Raw genomic sequence first — 3,489 nt, 5'->3', positions numbered from 1 at the left:
GATCGAGCCAGTCCGCGAGGGCGAGGTGGGCGGGGAGGCCGCCGTCCGGCAGCTTGCCGCGCCCACCGCGCGGGTCGGGGGCGCCCGGCCCGAAGCGCCCGCCGGATTCGGAGGCGATCCAGCCGAGTACGTAGGTGCTCACCAGCCGCTCCAGGCGCGGGACCTGCGAGGGCGGTACCCCGGCGTCGAGCAGGGCGCCGTAGAGCTGGTCGACGGTGGTGACCGCGTCGGGCGTGATGGCGGGCCGGGAGAACAGCAGGGTGACCGCCCACGGGTGGCCGATCGCGAGGCCGCGGGCGGTGTCGGCGAACGCGCGCAGCCTTATCCGCCAGTCCCGGGTCCCGGTCAGTTCGGGCGCGGCCTCGCTGACGTTCGCCAGCAACCGACCGAGCATCGCGTCGAGCAGGCCCGCCTTGTCCTTGACGTGCGGGTACAGCGCCATGGGCGTGACGCCGACCGCCTGCGCGACCGCCCGCATGGACACCCCGGCCAGGCCGCGCTCGTCGGCGATCGCCAAAGCCGCGTCCAGAATCTCTTCCCGTTTCCCGCTCATGCCTCTACACTGTAGATCTATACGGTGTAGATCAACTCACGGGGGCGGTGATCCGCGATGGAGACAGCGGGGACGGGCGGAATGCTCGCGGCCGAGGGCCTGCGGAAGCGATACGGGGAGCAGACGGCGCTCGACGGCTTCAGCATCGAGGTGCGGCCGGGCGAGATCACCGGCCTCATCGGGCACAATGGCGCGGGGAAGACCACCTTCGTGGAGGTCGTCACCGGACTGGTCCGCCCGGACGCGGGCCGGGCCGAGGTCTGCGGGATCAGCGTGCTCGACCACCCGCGCGCCGCGCGCGCCCTGCTCGGGGTGGCCCCGCAGGAGCTGGCGCTGTACCCGACGGTGACGGTCCGGGAGCACCTGCGGCTGTTCGCGGGGCTCGCCGGAATGCGACGGGCGGCCGTCGGCCGCTCGGTCGGCGCGGTCGCGGAGGAGTTGATGCTCGGCGACGTGCTGGACCGGCGCTGCGCGGTGCTCTCGGGTGGCCAGCGTCGCCGCACCCAGGCCGCCGCCGCGATGGTGGGCACCCCGCAGGTCCTGCTGCTCGACGAGCCGACCGCCGGGGCCGACCCGGAGACCCGCGCCGCCCTGCTCGCCGCGGTCCGGGTCCGCGCGGCAGCGGGCGCGGCGGTCGTCTACACCACCCACTACCTTCCCGAACTGGTCGATCTGGACGCCACGTTGGCCGTGGCGCGCGACGGCCGCGTGGTCGCCAGGGGCGAGCGGGCAGCCCTCACCCGCGACCTGCCCGGCGAGATCCGGGTGACCCTGGACCCGGCCGGCCCGCGCCCCGACCTGCCCGAGGATCTGCGCGCCCGCACCCGCCCGTACGGCCCTGACGGTCTGCGCATCGCCACCCGCAACCCACCGGCCGACCTCGCCGCGATACTCGGCGCCGGTTGCGCACCCACCGCGGTGGACGTATGCCGCCCCGACCTCGACGACCTGTACGCGGCACTGGCCGCTGCCGCGCCGACTGCCCGGGAGGTGTCCGATGCGGCATGACCCGGCGCTGAATCCGTCGAGCGAGCTGAAGCCGGGGCATGGCCCGGGCCGGGAGTTGGACTCAGGCCGGGAGTTGGACGCGGAGGCGGCCCTCGCCGGCAGGGGTGCGGCTGCACCCGCGATGGTGAAGCCCAGCCCGGAGCCACGGTTGGGCCTGCTGCGCACCGGCGTGCTGATCCGGCACAACACCGCGGTGCTGCTCAACGAACCGGGCCCGCTGATCGGCCGGTTGGTGATGCCGCTGATGATGCTGCTCGCCATGCGCCCGCTCTACCAGGCCGCGCAGGGACCGGCCGGCACCACGCAGGCGGTGATCGGTTCGCTGGTGATGTTCTCGCTGCTCGCCCTGTCGATCGTTGGCAGTTCGATCCTCTCCGAGCGCGTCTGGCGGACCTGGGACCGGCTGCGGGTGACCCCCGTGCGCCCGCTGGAGATGCTGGTGGGCAAGGCCGTACCGGTGCTCGGCGTGCTCGCCGCCCAGCAGGTGGTGGTGCTCGGCTTCGGGGTGGTGGTGTTCGGCATGCCCGTGGCCGACCCCGGCCTGCTGGTGGTCGCCTGCGCCGTATGGGGGCTGGCGCTGCTCGGTATGGGCAGCGCGGTCGGCCTGCTGGCCGGCAGCTACGGACAGCTCTCCGCCGTGCTCGACATCGGCGCCTTCATGCTCACCACGCTCGGCGGCGCTCTGGTACCGATATCCACGCTGCCCGGCTGGGTCCGTGCGGTCGCCCCCGCCTCGCCGGGCTACTGGGGGGCCGACTGCCTGCGGCACGCCGCCGCCGGCGACACCGGCCGTACCCTCACCGGCATCGCGGTCCTCCTCGCCGTGGCCGTGGTCGGCGGTGCGACGGCGGCATGGCGGGTGTCCCGCGGCTGGGGCCGGGCCACCGCGATGTGACGAGGTGTCGGCACGCGGGGCGATCGGCGTGCGGCGCGCTTTGAGGGGTAGGGCCGCGGTGCGGACCTACCGGGATCACGGCACCGTCGTGGAGCGGGGTGCCGCGGCTCCGGCCCGGGCCGGTCGCCCGGGGATGGCGAGCGCTCCGCCGAGCGCCCGGTTGCGGGTTCTCACGGCCTCAGTTCACCCGGCCGTACCAGACACCGCGGGACCAGATGTGTTCGAGCCGGACCGTGGCGCCGGTCTTCGGCGCGTGCCAGATGTTGCCGTCGCCCGCGTAGATCCCCACGTGATAGACGGACGCGCCGGACGAGCCGCTGTGGAAGAAGACCAGGTCGCCCGCCCGGCGGGCGCTCGCAGAGATGTGCGTCGTGTTGTTGTACTGGGCGGCGGCGGTGCGCGGGAGTTGCTTGCCGGCCCGCTCGAACGAGTACAGGGTCAGCCCCGAGCAGTCGAAGCGGTACGGCCCGGTGGCTCCCCACTGGTAGGGCGAGCCCTTCTTCGACGCGGCGATGCTCAGCGCCCGGGTGGCCAAGGCGGCGGCGTCGGCCCGCTGGGCGTTGCCCGGCAGCAGGATGGGGACCGCCACGGCCGCCGCGGTGAGCAGAGAGGCGGCTCCGAGCCGCGAGAGCCGGGACGTGGCCGGCCGAAAGCAGATGCGGTTGGGCGTGCACATGCGCGACCCTTCGTCATCAGCCTGCGAAGGATGACCTGTCGGGTTCGGGCTGGCGAAGATGCCCGGCCGCATGCGGCGGCTTCACCCCAAGGACGCTCCGGCGCCCGCCGGAGACCGGTGAGCGCGGACCGACCGTCGTGCTGGGTCCTCCGCTCCTGCCGTTGCACTCGTGTCGACCTGGCATCCGTGCGTCGGCAGGACTGGGCATCCGCACGGACCGCCCCGCCACGGCGGCGGGGGCTTGTCGTCACCACGGATGGTTACGCACACCATGGGGCGGCGCCGGGACAGAAACGCGCGATGTGAGCTTCATCACTTCGCGCCCATCCGAGTGAACCGACGCCGCCGCACCCCGCC

General features: G+C 73.9%; 4 protein-coding genes and 1 riboswitch. Of the genes, 2 read left to right on the top strand and 2 right to left on the bottom strand.

All coding sequences use genetic code 11. From position 1 onward, the window contains the following. On the bottom strand, window positions 1-553 hold a 553-nt coding region (locus AC13HU_RS34365; protein ID WP_483045914.1), incomplete at its 3' end, for a TetR/AcrR family transcriptional regulator. A gap of 57 nt (window positions 554-610) precedes the next feature. On the opposite strand from AC13HU_RS34365, the gene AC13HU_RS34360 reads away from it, so the two are divergent. Both AC13HU_RS34360 and AC13HU_RS34355 read left to right on the top strand, forming a co-directional pair. After that, on the top strand, window positions 611-1,561 hold the full coding sequence (locus AC13HU_RS34360) for an ABC transporter ATP-binding protein (protein WP_483045913.1): 951 nt from the start codon (window positions 611-613) through the stop codon (window positions 1,559-1,561). Further along, window positions 1,551-2,456: an ABC transporter permease gene (locus AC13HU_RS34355; RefSeq protein WP_483045912.1), complete on the top strand. Its 906-nt coding sequence runs from the start codon at window positions 1,551-1,553 to the stop codon at window positions 2,454-2,456. Before AC13HU_RS34360 ends, AC13HU_RS34355 begins: the two co-directional genes overlap by 11 nt. Window positions 2,457-2,634: 178 nt before the next feature. Here the strand turns inward: AC13HU_RS34355 and AC13HU_RS34350 are convergent, their stop codons facing one another. After that, entirely contained in the window at window positions 2,635-3,132 is a 498-nt protein-coding gene (locus AC13HU_RS34350) for a C40 family peptidase (protein ID WP_483045911.1), read from the bottom strand. A gap of 3 nt (window positions 3,133-3,135) precedes the next feature. Then, window positions 3,136-3,325, bottom strand: a riboswitch (cyclic di-AMP (ydaO/yuaA leader). Window positions 3,326-3,489 lie beyond the last annotated feature (164 nt).

Source organism: Streptomyces sp. NH27 (assembly GCF_056859195.1).
The sequence above is the reverse complement of the archived record's forward strand: the minus strand, read 5'-3'. Positions and strand labels throughout refer to the sequence as shown.

Coding starts and splice junctions, on each gene's coding strand:
- AC13HU_RS34360 (WP_483045913.1), top strand. CDS start 611: ATGGAGACAGCGGGGACGGGCGGAATGCTCGCGGCCGAGGGCCTGCGG.
- AC13HU_RS34350 (WP_483045911.1), bottom strand. CDS start 3,132: ATGTGCACGCCCAACCGCATCTGCTTTCGGCCGGCCACGTCCCGGCTC.
- AC13HU_RS34355 (WP_483045912.1), top strand. CDS start 1,551: ATGCGGCATGACCCGGCGCTGAATCCGTCGAGCGAGCTGAAGCCGGGG.